This window comes from Coraliomargarita algicola, from assembly GCF_033878955.1.
GTDB classification, from domain to species: domain Bacteria; phylum Verrucomicrobiota; class Verrucomicrobiia; order Opitutales; family Coraliomargaritaceae; genus Thalassobacterium; species Thalassobacterium algicola.
Genome location: NZ_CP138858.1, coordinates 2,912,836 through 2,930,376, shown reverse-complemented (window position 1 = coordinate 2,930,376; position 17,541 = coordinate 2,912,836). Strand labels below are relative to the sequence as shown.

14 protein-coding genes are annotated in these 17,541 nt (G+C 55.0%); 8 read left to right on the top strand and 6 right to left on the bottom strand.

Annotation, left to right across the window (positions count from 1 at the left end):
* Nucleotides 1-37 precede the first annotated feature (37 nt).
* Together SH580_RS11855 and SH580_RS11850 are read left to right on the top strand one after the other, a co-directional pair.
* Entirely contained in the window at nt 38-1,054 is a 1,017-nt protein-coding gene (locus tag SH580_RS11855) for a biotin--[acetyl-CoA-carboxylase] ligase (protein ID WP_319831081.1), read from the top strand.
* Nucleotides 1,055-1,056: 2 nt separating this feature from the next.
* Complete coding sequence (locus SH580_RS11850) at nt 1,057-1,824, top strand: type III pantothenate kinase (RefSeq protein ID WP_319831080.1); 768 nt, start codon at nt 1,057-1,059, stop codon at nt 1,822-1,824.
* On the opposite strand, the gene SH580_RS11845 is transcribed toward SH580_RS11850, so the two are convergent.
* From SH580_RS11845 to SH580_RS11835, 3 genes are all read right to left on the bottom strand, one after another.
* Nucleotides 1,821-3,413 carry a cation:proton antiporter domain-containing protein gene (locus SH580_RS11845; protein WP_319831079.1) on the bottom strand — a complete coding sequence of 531 codons (1,593 nt, stop codon included), beginning with the start codon at nt 3,411-3,413 and terminating at the stop codon, nt 1,821-1,823. The genes SH580_RS11850 and SH580_RS11845 overlap by 4 nt on opposite strands.
* On the bottom strand, nt 3,410-5,071 hold the full coding sequence (locus SH580_RS11840; RefSeq protein ID WP_319831078.1) for a cation:proton antiporter domain-containing protein: 1,662 nt from the start codon (nt 5,069-5,071) through the stop codon (nt 3,410-3,412). The genes SH580_RS11845 and SH580_RS11840 overlap by 4 nt, the downstream gene beginning before the upstream one ends.
* 140 nt (nt 5,072-5,211) lie before the next feature.
* Entirely contained in the window at nt 5,212-8,607 is a 3,396-nt protein-coding gene (locus SH580_RS11835) for an acyl-[ACP]--phospholipid O-acyltransferase (RefSeq protein ID WP_319831077.1), read from the bottom strand.
* Nucleotides 8,608-8,925: 318 nt separating this feature from the next.
* On the opposite strand from SH580_RS11835, the gene SH580_RS11830 reads away from it, so the two are divergent.
* From SH580_RS11830 to SH580_RS11815, 4 genes are read left to right on the top strand one after another with little or no spacing between them, the layout of a single operon-like run.
* Entirely contained in the window at nt 8,926-10,959 is a 2,034-nt protein-coding gene (locus SH580_RS11830; RefSeq protein ID WP_319831076.1) for a DNA translocase FtsK, read from the top strand.
* Nucleotides 10,944-12,461, top strand: coding sequence for a hypothetical protein (locus SH580_RS11825; protein ID WP_319831075.1), 1,518 nt, complete (start codon nt 10,944-10,946; stop codon nt 12,459-12,461). Before SH580_RS11830 ends, SH580_RS11825 begins: the two co-directional genes overlap by 16 nt.
* A gap of 17 nt (nt 12,462-12,478) precedes the next feature.
* Complete coding sequence (locus SH580_RS11820) at nt 12,479-12,886, top strand: hypothetical protein (protein WP_308949370.1); 408 nt, start codon at nt 12,479-12,481, stop codon at nt 12,884-12,886.
* A gap of 12 nt (nt 12,887-12,898) precedes the next feature.
* Entirely contained in the window at nt 12,899-13,312 is a 414-nt protein-coding gene (locus tag SH580_RS11815; RefSeq protein ID WP_308949371.1) for a hypothetical protein, read from the top strand.
* Between the two features lie 113 nt (nt 13,313-13,425).
* Here the strand turns inward: SH580_RS11815 and SH580_RS11810 are convergent, their stop codons facing one another.
* From SH580_RS11810 to SH580_RS11800, 3 genes are all read right to left on the bottom strand, one after another.
* Nucleotides 13,426-14,694: a bifunctional folylpolyglutamate synthase/dihydrofolate synthase gene (locus SH580_RS11810; RefSeq protein WP_319831074.1), complete on the bottom strand. Its 1,269-nt coding sequence runs from the start codon at nt 14,692-14,694 to the stop codon at nt 13,426-13,428.
* 84 nt (nt 14,695-14,778) lie between these two features.
* Nucleotides 14,779-15,633, bottom strand: a complete 855-nt coding sequence (gene accD, locus SH580_RS11805) for an acetyl-CoA carboxylase, carboxyltransferase subunit beta (protein WP_308949373.1) — start codon at nt 15,631-15,633, stop codon at nt 14,779-14,781.
* 47 nt (nt 15,634-15,680) lie between these two features.
* On the bottom strand, nt 15,681-16,406 hold the full coding sequence (locus tag SH580_RS11800; protein WP_319831073.1) for a double zinc ribbon domain-containing protein: 726 nt from the start codon (nt 16,404-16,406) through the stop codon (nt 15,681-15,683).
* A gap of 107 nt (nt 16,407-16,513) precedes the next feature.
* Here SH580_RS11800 and SH580_RS11795 point away from each other — a divergent pair, with 107 nt between their 5' ends.
* Nucleotides 16,514-16,783, top strand: coding sequence for a transposase (locus SH580_RS11795; RefSeq protein WP_319831072.1), 270 nt, complete (start codon nt 16,514-16,516; stop codon nt 16,781-16,783).
* A gap of 24 nt (nt 16,784-16,807) precedes the next feature.
* Nucleotides 16,808-17,500 (top strand): hypothetical protein, encoded by a 693-nt coding sequence (locus tag SH580_RS11790; RefSeq protein ID WP_319831071.1) that lies wholly within the window; start codon nt 16,808-16,810, stop codon nt 17,498-17,500.
* The last annotated feature ends 41 nt before the right edge of the window (nt 17,501-17,541 follow it).

Below are 17,541 nucleotides of genomic sequence, written 5' to 3'. Positions count from 1 at the left end.
TTAACAGAGTCGAAGAAAACACTCAGAACCATAGACAATGCTCGACACCGAATATCGCCAAATCGAATCCAATAAAGATGCCCAGACTATCCTGAAGGCCCTGCTTGATACACCGGACGCCTTTATTTCGGGTAGCTTATTGGCAGAGCAACTCGGCATGTCACGCCCCGCCATTCATGGTAAATTAGATAAACTGCGCGAGCAGGGCTTCGAGTTTGAAGCCATCCGCAACAAGGGCTACCGCCTGGTCAAAGAGCCCGAAGTCCTGCACCCGGATCTGCTGCGCTACTACACCCAACTAAACGGGTCTAAGCTCGAAGTGCTCTATTTCCCCGTCATCGACAGCACCAACAGCGAAGCGGAACGCCAACTCTCACATCGTCGCAAAAGCCCCTTCGCCATCGCTTCCAGTTGCCAAACCAAAGGCCGTGGACGCCTCGGGCGCGAGTGGCACAGCGCCACCGCCGACAACCTCTACCTCTCGGTCGGGTTTGAACCCAACATTCCACCACAGGCACTACAACACTTCACCCTCTGGGCCGGCATCCACATCTGCCGCGCCCTGCAAAGCCTAACACCAAATGCGGCCCTAAAAATCAAATGGCCCAACGATCTGCACTGCGATGGTCGCAAGTTCGCGGGCATGCTCACCGAAGCTAAAATGGACGCCGACAGCCTGCGTAGCATTATCTTCGGCATCGGCCTCAACGTGAATAGTAATCCGACAAAATACCCCAGCGAACTGCGTAAATCGGCCACCAGTCTCTACGCCGTCGGAGGCAAAGAGCTTTCGATGAATCAAGTCGCAGCCAAGGTGATCACCGCCATACAGACAGCCTACGACACCTGCATCCTCGACAACGGCTCCGAGAGCTTAGTCGAAGCCTGGGCACCACTCAGCTCACTCTCAGGAAAAACCGTTACCGCGATCATGAATAACCAAGAGATCACCGGCACCGCCAGCGGCATCGACGAAACGGGCGCCCTCCTCCTCATCGCCGCCGACGGCAGCGTGCAAAAAGTTCGCGCCGGAGACGTCACTCTTAAAAAGTAAACATGAAAACCCTCAGCATCGACGTCGGTAACACCAGCACCCACTACGGGCTGGTCGCAGGCCAATCTGTTCAATTCACCGGTCACTTTCCCACCGCAGAATTCCGCCACGCGCCCTCTCCGGCCTTCGCGCAAAAGCTTGCCCCACTGCTCGCAGAAGCAGACAGCATCTCCTTCTGCTCCGTAGTGCCCGACATCAACGATAACCTCCGCGCCAGCCTGGCCGCGTGCCAACAACCGATCTTCCACCTCACCTGTGACAGCTGCGCGGGCCTGGAACTGGTCTACCCCAAACCACACGAAATCGGTCAAGACCGCATCGCCAACGCCATCGCCGCTCAGGAATTTTACGGCATCCCCGCCATCGTCATCGATATGGGCACCGCCGTCACCTTCGACATCGTCAGCAGCCAAGGCTACGAAGGCGGCATCATCGCCCCCGGCCTCGCTGTAATGACACGCTACCTACACGAACAAACCGCACTGCTCCCCGAACTCAGTGCCGAAGACCTGCTCAACGTCGAAGGCGCCATCGGTAAGTCCACCGTCCACGCCATGAAACTCGGCGTCGCCGTCGGCTTTTCCGGCATGATCGATGCATTGCTACTTAAAGTGACCAATGAACTGCAAAAGCGCGGTGAGCCCAAACCGGTCGTCCTCTCCACAGGTGGCAGCATCGCCAACTTAACCAAAGACTGGGCCCACAAAAGCCTCTTCGTCGGCGACCTCACGCTGATGGGCCTCGCCGTCGCCGCCAAGCGCCAACTCTAAGCCGACTGATCTTCTTCCTTCGGTAAATTCACATCCGCCGTCCATTCCAAGAACTGCGCCGCCGCTGCATAAGCGGTCTGCACGGGATGTCCACCTGCGACGCGCACCGCATCTTCTTCGAAAGTCTCAAAAACACGCACAATGACTTCCACCGGCGAATCTCTCAAATACTCAAGGGCAACTTGAGCATCACGCGTGCGACGCATTGAGCAAAAAACTACTTTGGCCTCACGGCAATGCGCCCGCGCGAGCGTCTGCTCGTCGGAACCATCGCCTTGCACACAGGGAATTCCTTGCGCGATCAACTGCCGAATCACACCCGCATCCTCGTCCACCACGACCATCTCGATGCCACGCTCTTTCAATGCGTGCATCGTGCGAGGCCCCGCTCGTCCATAGCCCAATAAAACGGCATGCCCCGACATAACTTCGCAGGCAGACTCACCGCTACGATAGCGCGGATGCCACTTCACCAATCGTAAAGCCACGCTTTCCCGCGAGAGGAAGGGTGTCAAAGTCATGGTGCTCACGGTAATCAATGCGATCATCGAGAATAGTTCTTCTGTAATTTGCCCCGATGCCACACCGGTCAGCGCCAGTAACAGCGAAAATTCACTGGTCTGTGAAAGCAGCAAGCCGGTCTCCACCGCAGCGCGACTGGAGTAGCCAACCACCTCTGCTACAATCGCCACCAGCAGCACCGTGACCGAAATCAATACCACGATAAAAATCAGGCTATGCCCCAGCATGGTGAGACCTGGCATCGTCAAAAACGCGCCTGCACTGATAAAAAACAAGGCCAAGAAAAAGCCAGACAACGAACCCAACATTCCGCGCACCAAGCCATTCATTGGAAAGGCCGAAATCGCAAAGCCGGCGAAAAATGCTCCCACCAAAAACGGCAAATGCAAGAGGTAAGCCATCGTCGAAAAGGCAAAAAGCACCGCCAAGGCACCCAACATCAACTCCTCGTCGTCGAGCTTCAGGCGCTTCACCACAAAAGGCACCACCCAGCGGTGAAATCCCAGCGCCAGAATGCCCAGCCCAATAGCATTCGCGACGCCATTACACACCACCAACCAGCCGTCGGGCGACTTTAACAGCGCAACCATAATCAGAACGATAAAGATATCCTGCAACAAAAGCACTCCCAGCACCAGCCGCCCATAAGGCTCAAACATCTGTCGCCGTTGCTGCAAATGCCGCACCACCACTAAGGTGGAACTCGCAGAAAGCGCACAGCCAAGGTACAAGGCCGTCGTCCACCCATAACCGAGAAAGATCGCCGTCAGCACACCGCACACACCGAGTGTCACAAACTGCGAAACCGCCAGTATCGTGATCGCCCGAGTGCGCCCGCGCATACGGCGTGGACTCAGCTCGACACCTGCGGTAAAGACCAAAACCGCCAGTCCGATCTGGATCATCTGACTGATGATCTCCTGTGGCACTTCCACCGCTTGATACTTAGCCAGCGCAGTCAAGACGGCTCCAGAGAGCATTAACAAAGGAATCGCAGGCAAGCGTAAGAACTTAGACAGTCCGAAAGCAATGGCCGCCGCCAAGAGGAGAATCGCAAGTGCGGTCATGTCGGATCAACCGCCCCCTTGCCGGTATCTGTATTTATCGCATCAAATAAAGCCAACTGTGCCCGCACACCATCCACGGCGGGCATGAACATATAATTGGTATCCAACTCCAGCAGATCATCGATCACCGAAACATCGAAGGCATGGATCGCACAAGGCACCCCGGCCGAGCGGCAACGATAGGCCAGCAGATGATTGGCATCCTCGATCTGCAGCGCCGAGATCACCAAGCGTGCTCGCCGCAGCCCGATCTCTTCCACCACCGATTCGTATTCCACACTACCAATGACGGTGATCGCCCCTGGCAAGCCCTCAAGTTTGCGCGGGTCGGTATCAATCGCCAGCACCGTCTCACCACGCTCCAGCATCTTTTTAACCAGCTCACGCCCCAACGAATTCATACCGACCACGATCAAATGCCCCGCATGTGAATGCAGCTCCTCCACGTCGGGCGTTTGCTTCGCTTTAAAGAGCTTCAGTAGCTGCAAGCGCCGCACCAGCAGATACAGCGGCTCACTATAAATGATCAGATAGGACGAGATCGCAATAGTCAGAATCCCCACCAGACCGCCCAGCGATACCACCACGCCCTCAATCAAGCCCGCCCCTGCACCGAGCCCGAGCAGGATAAAAGCAAATTCACTGACCTGCCCACTGGCAATGGCCGTCTGGAAAGCGGTGTATTCACTGTAGCGGATACGGCTCAAAATCAGAAAGACGATCAGCGGCTTGGCAAATATAACAAAAGCACTCAGCCCCAAAGCATAGCCCCAGATCTCCCCCAGCACTGATAGATCCATCTTCACCCCGAGCGTCACCAAAAACACCGCCACAAAGAAAGTCATCAAAGGATGCAAACGACGATGCAGATCCTCATGAATCGGTAACTGCGCAATCGCGATGCCCGCCAAGAAGGCACCGATCTCCACTGACAAATGAAACTGATGCGCCAGCAGCACCACCAAAAAGCACCAACACAGTGCCCAGATAAAGACCGTGTCTGGCGAGCGCGAAGCCCAGGCAAAGGGCTTCGGCAACACATAGCGCGAAGCTAATAGCGTGACCAACAACAGCACGATCATTCCTCCAAAAGCCACGCCTAGCCCCTTGGCCAATTCTAACAACTCGATCGATTCGCCCGAGCCCAGACCACTCAAAATCGTCAGTCCAATGATCACCACGATGTCCTGCGCCAAAAACAGCGAGATCGCGATCCGCCCAAAGAGGCGACCAGTGGCCCCCTTCTGATCCAACAGTTTGATCACCACCACCGTGCTACTAAAGGTCACGGTCGCCGCCAAAAAGACTGCTTCCATCAGCTCGAAGCCCATCAGCATCGAGATCAGAAATCCGCCCGAGGCAGTGAATACAACCTGTAAGCCGCCCAAAATAAGAGCCACTCGCCCCAGGTCTTTGATCTTCTGCAAGCTCAGTTCCAGCCCCACTAGAAACAGCAATAGCGCGATGCCTAACTCCGAAATTAGTTCTAAAGAATGGTCCAGCTGCACAATCCCCAAGCCAGGCCCCAGCACCATGCCCGCTAGAATGTAGGCCACAATCGAGGGCATCTTCACCAGCTTGCCTAAGAAGGCAAACACCGCCGCCGTAATGACTATGAAGCCAAGGTTGAGCAAAAGTGTGAGTTCGGAGGCGTGCATGAATAGAGAGTGTCAGGGACTCGACAGCGTGAAGCAATATCGAAGCCGAACTGAGTTTATTTAGTCAAAAGTAGGGCCTTTGCTTGCAAAGTGCCGCCGTGGCTCATGATACAGATACAGAGACAGACAGAGTGTCGATCCTACCTTGCCGCCAGTGCCTTCAACTCACGATAATCCAGCTTACCGGTGCCGAGCAAGGGTAAGGCCTCCAAATACTGCCAGTCCTTCGGATTGGGCTTCCATAAATTGGGAATGTCGAGTGCTTTGAGCTGCTCGCGAATGCTGTCCTCGCTCAAGGCTGCCTCGGTGTGGAAGACACAGAGCTTCTCTCCCTTGCGGGCATCCTCGATCGCGACGACCACCAGTGCATCCGCCCCGAGCCCGAAGGCACCTTGCAGGGCCTCTTCCACTGCGCCGTGCGAGATCATCTCGCCCCCGAGCTTGCTGAAGCGTGAGAGTCGCCCGGTGATGGCAAAAAAGCCGTCCACATCCATCAGGCCGATGTCGCCGGTGTCGTACCAGCCGTCCTGCAGCACCGATGCGGTCAGCGCTTCCTTGTTCAAATAGCCTAACATGACGTTGGGCCCTTTGACATAAATCAGGCCTTCTTCGCCGGGCCCGAGTGTGGCCTTGCTCTCGGGATGCACGATCTTCATCGCCATGCCGGGCAATACTCGGCCGAGGCGTCCCTCGCGATTGCCAGTCTCTTCGAGATTATCGACAGTCACATTGGGCAGGCTGAGCGCACACACGGGCGAGAGCTCGGTCGCCCCATAGCCTTCGAGCGGTTGCACGCCGAAGCGCTTTTCAAACATCTGTGCCACTCGTGGCTGTAATTTTTCGGCTCCGGTGAAGGTGTAACGCAAATGCTGCAACTGCTCGGGCTTGATCTTGCGCACGTAGGCCAGCAAGAAGCTAGGGGTGGTCAACAGAATCGAGGCTCGGTATTTCTCGGCGAGCTGGCCGATCGTTTCGCCTTCGAGTGGATTGCTGTGGCAGGCGGTGGTGATACCGGAAAGTAAAGGAAACCAAAGCGTCACGGTATAGCCGAAAGAATGGAAGAAGGGCAGGGTGGCCAGCATGACGTCTTCTCGCTTGGGCGTCACGACGGAGCGAAAGGACTCGATGTTGGACAGTAAATTATGATGGCTGAGCATCACGCCCTTGGGCTCGGCGGTGGAGCCACTGGAAAAGAGTATCGTCGCCACCTCGTCGGGCTGCACCGGCGAGATACCGGCGATCAACATACGGGCGGGCCACAATCGGGCCTTTACGAAGGCGAGTAATTTGGCTGGACCACTCAGGTCGGCGAGTAGGTCTTCCAAATAGAGCACATTGTCACCTAATGGTAACTCTGGTAGGCGTTCCAGAAATTTACGAGAGGTCAGCACAGTACGGATCTCGCATTGGGCTTGCGCGGAAGCGACACTGGCGGCCGGCGCGGTGTAATTGAGATTCACGCTAATGCGTCGATCAAGGGTTGTAGCGAGATTGGCCAATGTGGCAGCGGTGCCGGTCGGCAGTAAAATGCCAAGACTGCGCTCGGAGGGATCGGTCTGGGCCCGCAAGCGATCTCGCAGTAGTAAACTGGCAATCAGTAGTTCGCCAAATTTCATCTCGCGCCCCGTGGTATCGGCACTGGCGAGCTTGTTCCAGTTGCGACGCACGGAGGCCACCAACTCATGCCCGAGACTCTTGCGGCGCTCTTTGACCAGTTCGAAGGACTCCACCGAGAGCTCACTCACGGCCTGCTGCACCTCGAAAGCGCTGGAGCGGGTCGGCAGGGGCTCCCCATAATGCACACTGACGGGATAGCGAAAATCCTCACTCAGGCGGATTTTGGGCATGCCTTGATAGAAACTGGACACACTGCCCCAGGCGCCACCGATATAGACGGGGATGATGGGGTAGTCCGTTCCTTTGACGATACGTTCGAAGCCCTGCTTAAAGGGACGCATCATGCCGGTGCGGGTCAGCGAACCTTCGGCAAAGATACAAACGAGATAACCATCATCGAGTGCCTGCCGGGCGGTCTTGAGCGATTGCAGCAGTTTCTTGGGATTGTCCTGGCTATGTATTAGAATCACCTGCGCCAGATCGATCACTTTGCGCGTCAATCGCCCGTAGCCCTCGTATTGCTCACGCGACATCAGCATGCGAATGCGTCGCTGTTGACTGCTCATCACCAGCACTGCATCCATCAAACTGACATGATTACAGACCAACAATCCTGGGCCATTTGCTGGCAAATTATGCAGCCCACGCACCTGAAAGCGGTAACAGGCATGCGTAATCAGCATCACAATGAACTTAATAAAAAAGTCCGGCAGCACCCATAAACTGAAAATCGCCAAGCCGAGAATCAAACAAGCCAACAACAAAAAGCCATTCTGCGCGCTGCCGCCCAACACGGCCCCGTTCAAATAGATCAAGCCACTCGCCAACAGGATGCCCAACCAGCTCATAAAGGAATTCGTCGCTTGAATCGCCCCGACACGATCCTCGGGGCTGCGGTATTGAATGAAGGCCTGCAGCGGCACGATGAACAGCCCAGCCGCAAAGCCGAGCACTGCCATACTGATGGCCGAGAGCCAAACATTACCCTCTGCCATCAAACCCAAGGTGCCGAGACTTAAACTCATCAGCAGCGCGCCCACCGGCACGATGCCAAACTCGATCCCGCGCCCACTCAACCAGCCCGCCGTGGTCGAGCCCACACCGATCCCGATCGCGGTCAGCAGAAACAAGCGCGTCGCCGCCTCAGGCGTCAGCCCCAAGTGCTGCTCCCCGTAATCCAGCACATTCAGCTGAATAAATGCGGCCGCCAAAGAGAAGACCGCCAAGGCCAAGACCGCCAGTGTCAGAAAGCCGTCCTTACGAATTTCCAAACTTGTGCGAAAGACCGAGCCAAAGCCATTTAGGCTCAACCGACGAATCGGATGCGCCGGCGTGCGCGCAATCTGCCAAGACGCCAACAAGCCCAGCCCGGCAATCACGAGACACACACATGCCGCCAAACTGAAATTGCCCTTGCTGAGCAAGCTCAACTCCGGCGCCAGCACGGTGCCGCAAATAATCGCGAGAAAGGTAAACAACTGCAGCGAGCCATTCGCCTTCGAGAGCTGCTCGGAATCCACCTGCTCCGGCAAGATGCCATATTTACAAGGCCCGAAGAAAGCACTCTGCGCCGACATCAAGAACATCGTGACATACAACATCGCGGGACTTTGAAGCGAAAGCGCACCAATCCCAAAGCCCATCACCACCAGTTCCACCAGCTTCAGGATCACGATCAGCTTACGCTTACTAAATTTATCCGCAAAGTTGCCCGCAATCGGCACGATCAGCAAAAAGGGCAGGGCAAACACCAGTCCCACCGAGGCCAGGATACCCGCCGAGGAAGCCTCCCCCTTCCAAGCAATCAGGGCATAGACCATCAGCAGCTTGAAAATATTATCATTCATCGCCCCACCAAACTGCGTGAGGTTATGCCACCAAAAGGTCTTGGGGAGCGCGGTAGAAGAGTTAGTTTTCATAAGTAGAAAATGTAGGGGCTTCACTTGTGACGCCCGCCGAGCCTAAGAGCCGGTCCACTGCGGTCTTCACAAGTGAAGTCCCTACGAGATGGCAGCCTCCATATTAAAACCTAATCGTCAACAACTGCGCCTTACGTTCTCAAAAACCAAAAGCGACGCAAAACAGCAATCACACGCTAGTGTCGCTTAAGATCCATTCTCTCCTTTATAAAGAATTCGCATTCCCCAGAAAATTCAGCCTTGAACCCTTGCAGAGTTATTTCAGCGTAGCGCGTTTCCCTGTGACATACTATTCGCAGGGCCTTTTGCTCCACATTCATGGCTCTCCCTTTCTCCAGAAAAAAAAGCTCCCTCCGCCTGATGAAGGCGGGGATTAGTCGCTTGGTGGATACCATCGAGGCGATGAAGGAGAGCGTTGCGGGCGCTGACGAAGAGGAAGAAGAAATCGAATACGAGTGGGTGGAGTATGAGGTCGACGACAACCATGTGCTGGAAGACGACGAAGTCCTCGCTGAAGATCTGGTAGATTCTGACGAAATTGACGAAGACGGAGCTGACCAAACCTTCGAAGAAGATGAGGACGATGCCTTGCCTGACACCATCGCCAGCGAAGCGGAAAAAGAACAAGCGGTCATGGCGGCCGAAGCGGCTGAACTGGCCACCTGGCGCACGGAGCTCGACGCACTACTCAAAGACCGCGAAGAACGCAGCGCATATTTTAAAACCTACCTAAGCGATAGCGAAGCTCGCTTTCAGCGCATGCTCGCAAACACCCGTGCCCAACTGGCTGGCGAAGATCCACGCTCGCGTGAAATCGCCGAAGAAGCGGCTAAAGTGGCTGCCGAGGACGCGTTAGCCGCCGAAGCGGCGCCGGAACCGGAACCGATCGTACAACCGGTTGATCTTTCCGAATACCAGGTGCCGACCATTGAACTCTTGGACAAGCCGAATATTAGCTCGGTCACTTTGGTCACACCGGAAGCGCTGGAAGCTCAGAAAAATGCGCTACAAGATGCGATTGATAGCTTCGCTGTCGATGCTCACGTCTATGACGCCCTGATTGGCCCGCGCATTACTCAATTCCGCGTGCAGCCAGGCATGGGCGTGCGGGTTGAGTCGATCGTCGCCCTACAAAAGAATATCGCACTGGCTCTAGCCACCACCAATATCCGCATGCAAGCCCCCATCCCGGGCGAACCTTTTGTCGGCATCGAAATCGGTAATAGTAATTCCGTGCCGATCGCTCTGCGCACACTCCTACAGTCCAAGGCGTGGCGTGACTGCGACTACGAGATCCCTCTAATCATGGGCCTCGACATCCAGGGCAAGCCGATCATCACCGATCTAGCCAAAGCGCCCCACCTGCTAATCGCAGGGGCCACCGGTAGTGGTAAGTCGGTCTGTATGAGCACGCTGATCCTCAGTATGCTCTACAAATTCAAACCGGATGAATTAGAGCTGGTCTTGATCGATCCCAAGCGGGTGGAATTTGGCCTCTTCCGCCAAGTGCCGCACCTGATTCACTCCGTGGTGGCCGATGCCAAGCCCGCCGTGCAAGTGCTCAAGTGGGTGGTGGCCGAAATGGAACGCCGCTACGAAGTGCTGGCCGAAAAGCAGGTGCGTAATATTGCCGGTTATAATGAAAAAGCCGCAGCCGAAGGCTTTAAGAAGATGCCCTTTACGGTCGTGATTATCGACGAGTTGGCCGACCTGATGATGACTTCCAAGGGCGACGCCGAAGGCGCACTGGCTCGGATCGCTCAGCTCTCGCGCGCCGTCGGTATCCATACCATCGTGGCCACCCAGCGCCCGAGTGTGAACGTCATTACGGGTATCATTAAGGCCAATTTCCCCACACGCATCGCTTTCCAAGTCTCCTCCAATGTGGACTCGCGCACCATTCTGGACTGCAAGGGCGCCGAAAGCCTCTTAGGCCGTGGTGACTTCCTCTTCAATCCGCCGGGCATTGCGCGGCTGATTCGTATCCAAAGCCCGATGGTGGAAGATCATGAAATCATTCAAGTGGTGGAGCACATTTCGGGTCAACGCCTGCCGGAATTCCGCGTCGACCTCAGCACGGTCGCGCCGGTTGATCAAGGCGGCACCCAAATGGGCATCGAAAGTATCGAGGGCGAAGACGACGAAGCGCTCCTAAAGAAAGCCATGCTCACCGTGGCCGAAAGCCAAAAGGCCAGCACCAGCTTCCTACAACGTCGCCTGCGTATCGGCTACAACCGCGCCGCGCTCCTAATGGAAGAGCTGGAAGACCGCATGCATGTCGGCCCACAAAATGGCTCCACGCCGCGTGAGGTCTTTATCACCCCTGAGGAGGTCGAATGGTGCAAGAAATAGAAACCTGCGAGGATTTGGTGGCGCAAATTGATGAGCTTGGCGTCGAGGCGACCGTGCGGGCGCATCGCAAGCCGCCCTTGCTCACGCGTATCTTGCGCGACCTCTACGATCTCTATCACGATCAAGACCGCTACCTCAGCTTTCTCGCGCACTATCCACTGATTCCCTCCGATCTGGCTGAGCAGATCGCCAGCAGCTTGGATCCGGAGAAGGTCGACATCGCGATTGGCTTGGCCGGCAATCCGCGGTGTCCGCAGCAATCACTGCAACGCCTGACCCAACACCCACAAGTCGCCGTCCGCCACGCCCTCGCCGCGAACCCAAACCTCACGCCTAAGGAATTTCAAACGCTGGTCACCGACGAAAACGAGTTCGTCCGCGCCACACTCGCGCAAAACTCGGCTCTGCCCAATCCTTTGCAATTCTTACTGGCGGACGACGCTTCCAGCGCCGTGCGCATCGCTCTGAGTGAACGTAAAAACCTCGATACCGATGTGGCCGTGCACCTTGCCAATAGCGACGACAGCCTAGTCAGCGCTGCCACCATCCTCAACTTCTCATCCGACGAAGAACTACTCCAGCTCTGGGCCGATCAAAATAAACAACACCAACAATTGCTCCTGCTACGACGTAATAAAGCGCTACCAGCACCTGTTAGCGCAGCCTTACGCACCTCGCCCCACGCATTCGTATCTCGCACCGCGCTCAAAGGCAGCGAACTATCCGGCCCCGAAATGCTCTATCTCGCCGAATCAGAAGATACCCGGGATCGCATCTTTCTCGCAGAACAAGCGGACCTACCAGCCAGCATTCAACGCCTGCTCGCACAAGACACTTCGCCGCGCGTGCGCCGTCGCTTAGCTGGCAACCACGCCATCCATGAGGCGATCGCACTCCATATTGCTGCCTCCAACGATCTCAACGCGATTCGCACTCTGGCGAAAAACCGCGCGACCAGCGATGCCACCCTCAGCGAGCTCTGCCAACACCCCGACGACGACATTGCCCTGCTGGTTGCTTATCGCGATGACTTGGCCAGCGATCACTACGATCTGCTCATCAACCATCGAGAGTCACTGGTCGTAGCCGAGCACCTCGCCTATCAAGAAATCAACTACGATCGTTTTAGCGAAAAAGTCGCACAACAGCTCGCCATACACCCCGCACCCAGTGTGCGGGCCTTCGTGGCTCGTTCGGCTCAACTCACCGAAGCACTCAAAAATACACTCAGCAAGGACCCCAGCCCGCAAGTTCGCCGTCAACTCGCCAGTAACCCCAGCCTAAGTGAACACCTACTGCGCAGCCTTTTCAACGACTCGGACCGCAAAGTAGTTTTTGCCGCCGAAGAAAACTTTGCCCAGCGCATCCGCAAGCAACAACGCGAACAAACACAAACAGACGCCCCACAACCTGAGCCTAAGCCCGAACAAACAACTTCCAAAGCAGAGCGCCCACGTAAAGGAGCCCTCTTTAATAAAATCGCCAATTTCTTTAACGACTAATTTCAACCAATCAAATTATGGCTAAAAAACCACAAAAGCTCATCCCCTTGACGATGACAGAGATCATTCTCCGCGGCGACGCTGAGACGATCCGCCAGGCACTCGAAGCCCGTATCCAGATTGATACACTGCTGGAAGAACGCGAGGCCGCCTACCAACGCATCGCCGAACTCGAAACTCAAGTCTGCGAAATCGTCGGCGAAGACGGCGTCTTCCCATTCCCAGAGCCACCCATGCCCGTCGCAACCTTTACTGCATCCGCTTCGCCCGTAAAGAAAAAGGCGGCTCCCAAGCCAGCGCCTGTCGTGAAAAAGGAAGAGGAAGCTCCAAAGCCTGCAGACGACGCAGCTAAGTCTGACACATCCGACAAATCCGACGACGCAGCCAGCGCCAAGGAAGACGAGTCAAAGACCGACGACGCGTAAGCGTTCGCCTGCATGTCGGCCTCTCCCGAAGAGCTCATCGCCATCAACAGCCTCCTGATACAACGGGAAGCTGAGCTTGCGCGTGTGCACATAACGGAGAGCCGAATCAACGAACTGCTAGGCGAAAACTACCCTTTCGAAGCCCCCAGCGTCACCTTGCCCTCAAGTATCAAGAAAAAGGCCGCCAAGCCCAAGAAGAGCAAAGCCAAGCAAGTCGCATTCAAACCTCGCCGCCTCAATCCAGATGAGGTCGCCTACCAGATCACTTGGACAGAAAAAGGCCAAACCAGCGAACAAAACGCCACCGACCTAAAGCACCTCAACAGCCTGCTACACGAGCCACTCCCCGGCATGAAACTGCTCAAAGTCCAAACCATAGATATTGACGGAGCCCCAGTAGAAACACTCTACGACGCGACTTTCTAGCATTGGTTAAGCTAGGGGCGCGACTTGTCACGCCCGCCGATTTACAGGCACAGATCCTACGCAGTCTCGACAAGCCAGAAAAGAACGAGCCGTACAAAGACATCCCCCCCACACTAAACCTTATCCTGCAGCCCGCTCCCAGCTAGTTTCGCCCGGCCCTGGATACGCTCCAGCACTTCTCCGATCAAATACAACGAGCCCGTCAGCACCACTGTGTCGCCCGGCTCTCCAATGGCACAACGCCCCGGAGTAGGGAAAAGGGCCGTAAGGTCCGTTTCCACCGCATCGCGCTCAAGACAGCTCTTTAAAAAAGCAGTAGGCGTTGCCCGTTCTTGTTGAGCTGCCACCAAATACAATTCATCCGCATAACGGCCGACCACTGACATTAAACTGCGGGCACGATCTTCGCCCAATGTCCCAGCGATCATAATCGGTTCGCACCCCTCAGCCTTGACCAACTTAGCCAAGTTTTCCTCCAGCGCAGCCACGCCTTCAGGGTTATGTGAGGCATCTAGGATCAATTGCCGCCCATCCAACTCGAGCACCTGCCAGCGCCCCGCCCAATCTACATGCGAGAGCGCCTGCGTCGATTGTAGCGGAAACTGCTCCGCCAGGATCTCCGTCGCATAGACCGCCAAGGCCGCATTCCAACGCTGAAAACTGCCCGCAAGATTTGTGCAGGGCAGGGTAGATCCCTCCGGGAAACGATCTGTCAATGCATAAAACGGACAACCACGCTCTTCAGCCACCTGACGAACGACAGCTTCCGCCTCCGCAGGTAATTTGCCCATCAACACCGGCTTGCCGGCCTTAATAATGCCCGCCTTTTCACCCGCAATCGCCGCCAGCGTATCGCCCAACATTTCTGTATGGTCCAAGCTGATCGTTGTGATAATCGACAGTGCAGGATCCACCACATTTGTAGCGTCCAAACGACCACCGAGGCCCGTCTCAATGATCCCAATGTCCACAGCTTCCGTTGCAAAGCGTTGAAAAGCCATTGCCGCCACAAATTCAAAAAAAGTCGGATGTAGCTCCGGGTCATCCCGCCCCAGTTCCGCAGCGATCGGCTTTAACTGCTCCGTATAGCGCACAATTTCAGCCTCCGAAAGAATCTGCCGATTCACCTGCGCCCGCTCGCCCAAATGCACCAAGTGCGGCGAACTAAAAAACCCCGTGCGATAACCATTATCCCGATAAAGCGCCTCCAGCATCGCACACACCGAGCCCTTACCATTGGTCCCCGCCACATGAATCACCGGAAATTGCCGCTCCGGGTGGCCCAGCGCCTCCACCAAAAGCCGCATCCGATCAATTCCATACTTAGAACCACGATTCTTCAGCGCATAGAGATAGTCGAGGGTGTTGGTGTATTGAGACATAAAACGTAGGGGCGCGACTTTTCACGCCCGCGTCTAAAAGCTGCTGTTGCTCGGCGGGCGTGACTAATCACGCCCCTACAAACCCTACGCCGACTTCTTAGAGCCGTAGAGCGCCTTAATTAAATTAATCATACGGTCGCGCATTTCACCACGAGGAATGATCAAATCGACCAAACCATGCTCAAGTAAAAACTCAGATGTTTGAAAGCCAGCCGGCAAATCCTGCTGCGTGGTTTCCTTGATCACACGCGGACCCGCAAAGCCGATCAACGCTTCGGGTTCCGCGATAATCACATCCCCCAACGATGCGTAACTAGCCATCACACCCGCCATCGTCGGATTCGTCAAAATTGAGAAATAAGGAAGTCCCGCCTCACTTAACTTCGCAAGCGCAGCACTGGTCTTCGCCAATTGCATTAAACTTAAAATCCCCTCCTGCATACGAGCGCCCCCCGAAGCGGAAACGATAATGACAGGACACTTCTTTTCCACGCCACGCTCAATCGCACGCGTGATTTTCTCACCCGCTGCCGAACCCAAGCTAGCCGCCATAAAGCGGAAATCCATCACCGCGATACTCACCGGCATGCCCCCCATTGTGCCCATGCCAGAAATGACCGTATCCGTCTCCTTCGTCTTATCCTGATTCTGTTTCAACTTTTCAGGATACGAAGAAGTCGCGTTAAATTCCAAAGGATCCAGCGAATGCACCCCCATGTCCATCTCTTCGAAAGTCCCCTCATCCAGCATAGAAGCGATACGATCACGTGCTTTAAGTGGGAAGTGGTAGCCACTGCTTGGCACCACCATCAAATTTTCCTTCAATACACGGTTGTAAATGATCTCGCCCGTCTTCGGGCATTTCGTCCAAAGATCCTTAGGGATGTCCTTTTTCTTAACGGTGACGGTCGAGTACTGAGGTTTTCCAAAGAGTGCCATAAGAGAAGTAGGAGTTAAAAATTAAGAATTAAGAGTTAGTAAATAGACTATCCGTGTCCGAGAGTCGCGACTTTGATTGAATCAACACCTGCCCCGCGAAGGACGGCGGCACAAGCATTAAGCGTCGACCCCGTAGTGAACACGTCATCGATCAGAATATATGTTTGATTCGGAATTACAACCGCATCGGTTACCAAAGCAAAGGCATTTTTTACATTTTGGTGACGGTCACTTCGACTCAGGCGCGTTTGCGTCTGAGTATAGAGCCTTCGGAGCAACATATTTTGCACCTCAAGCGCCTCCGTCGCCTGCAACAAAGCCTCCGCAATCACACGACTCTGATTAAAGCCCCGCTCCCGTTCTTTCGTAGCGTGCAAGGGCACTGGGACCAAGATCGACCCCTTAAAGTAGTCCCGATAGTAAGGCGCGGACGCGATCATCGTCTGCACATCCTGCAGCACATAAAAACCAGACTTATATTTAAGTTCATGAATCAGTGAGCGCGCCGGCCCCTTCGCCAAAAACAAAGTCTTCCCCTGTTCAAACAGCGGGTTCAACTCCACACAATGCGGACAAGTCCGTGGCCCCGCCAGCATGCCAAAGAAAGGGTAGCCACAAGTCGTGCAAGTCGGCGGCTTAGAGAGAAAGAGCTCCCGGCTACAATCCCGGCAAAGAAACTGATAATCCGAATCCTCCACCGCATCGCCACAATGCACACAACTACGCGGGAAAAACACATCCAGCATCTGCCGCCCTAAGGGAAACCGTGACATATCCCCAATCTAAGCAAAACCCTCTCATCGTCAAGCTCTCCCATTATATAGACCTGTCCCTTATATTGAGGCTTGTAATTAGATAATTTAGAGACCACTATCTTTTTATGCGAACGAAACGGATCACGGCTCAAGGCACGGGGATTTACCACTGTATGTCCCGCACTGTGAATGGGCAGGCGCTTTTTAAACTGAGAGAAATGGAGGTCTTGCGAAAGATGATCCATCAGGTTGCAGATTTTTCGGGTGTCGAAGTGCTCACTTATTGCTTGATGAACAATCACTTCCATGTGCTGGTTCGTGTCTGTCCAGAAGCCCAGGTCTCCGACTCGGAACTGATGCGACGCTATCGGGTGCTCTATGCGAAGCCTTCCTGATATCAAACCGCTTCTGTTTCTGTGATGGAGCAGGAATTAAGAGATGGGGGAGCGGAGGCGGACTTGATTCGACAAAAGCTGCTGGCTCGCATGAATGACATCTCGGCCTTCATGAAAACTTTAAAACAACGCTTTTCGACTTGGTTTAACAAGACCCATGAGCGCTTTGGGCCCTTATGGGCGGATCGCTTTAAAAGTGTTTTAGTCGAGGGTAAGGGCAACGCGCTGCAGACCATGGCGGCCTATATTGACTTGAATCCTGTGCGAGCGGGATTGGTGAAAGACCCGAAAGATTATCGTTTCTGCGGCTATGCAGAAGCGGTCAGTGGACAAAAAAAGGCACAGCGAGCGCTGAAGTTTCTGACTTTCGGAGCATATGAAGCGTCTAGTAATGAGGCACTTGCGTCCTACCGTGAACTGCTCTTTGGCAAAGGTAGTGCGGCTGTGCAACATGCGGCAAACATCAACCGCGAGGCGGCGGTGCGTGTATTGGAAAAGCAGCAAGGCGTCTTGCCGAGTGCGGTGCTGCTGCGATGTCGTATCCGCTACTTTACGGAAGGCGCTGTGCTGGGCTCACGCGAGTTTGTGCAGTCGCATGCGGAGCACTGGAAACGTAGCACAGGGCGCAAACATCGCTATAAACCTCAGGATATTCCTGCAGAAGCGAAGAGTGATCTGGTTGCAATGAAACGCGTGCGGGGCGCTGCGTTTACATAGCCGGGCAGATTAAGCCGCGAACACTCGCTTATTGTCCTCAA